This is a genomic window from Roseateles sp. P5_B10, assembly GCF_056400485.1.
In genome coordinates this window covers 1-581 of the sequence record NZ_JBFULE010001641.1, presented here as the reverse complement: position 1 = coordinate 581, position 581 = coordinate 1, and the positions used below count along the sequence as shown (strand labels likewise).

At 69.0% G+C, this 581-nt stretch carries 1 protein-coding gene; it reads right to left on the bottom strand.

What is annotated here, in order from left to right; translation table 11 throughout:
* Window positions 1–581 (bottom strand): class I tRNA ligase family protein (locus tag AC1DU6_RS35070; RefSeq protein WP_477863164.1); only part of this gene is annotated, 581 nt, incomplete at both ends.

Here is a 581-nt window from a genome sequence, read left to right as displayed (position 1 = left end):
CGCCTCGCCCGTGTCCTTGTGCAGGAAGATAGGCAGCGGCACGCCCCAGCTGCGCTGGCGGGAGATGCACCAGTCGGGACGGCCGGCGATCATGTCGTGCAGGCGGGCGCGGCCGTTCTCGGGGTAGAAGCTGGTGGCTTCGATAGCGGCCAGCGCGGTCTTGCGCAGGCTGTCGGGCGCCTTGTTCGTCGTGAACAAGCCGTCGCCCTCATCCATGCGCACGAACCACTGCGCCGCCGCGCGGTAGATGACCGGCGTCTTGTGCCGCCAGCAGTGTGGGTAGCTGTGGGTCAGCTTGCTTTGCGCCATCAGGCGGCCGGCGTCCTGCAGCGCCTGGGCGATGACCGGATTGGCCTTCCAGATGTGCTGGCCGCCGAACAGCGGCAGGTCGGCGGCGTAGGCGCCGTTGCCCTGCACGGGGTTGAGGATGTCGTCGAAGGCCAGTCCGTGGGCGACGCAGGACTGGAAGTCGTCCAGGCCATAGGCGGGTGCGGAGTGGACGACGCCGGTGCCGTCTTCGGCAGTCGCGTAGTCGGCCAGGTAGACCGGGCTTTCGCGGTCATAGCCGGGGTCGACGTGGG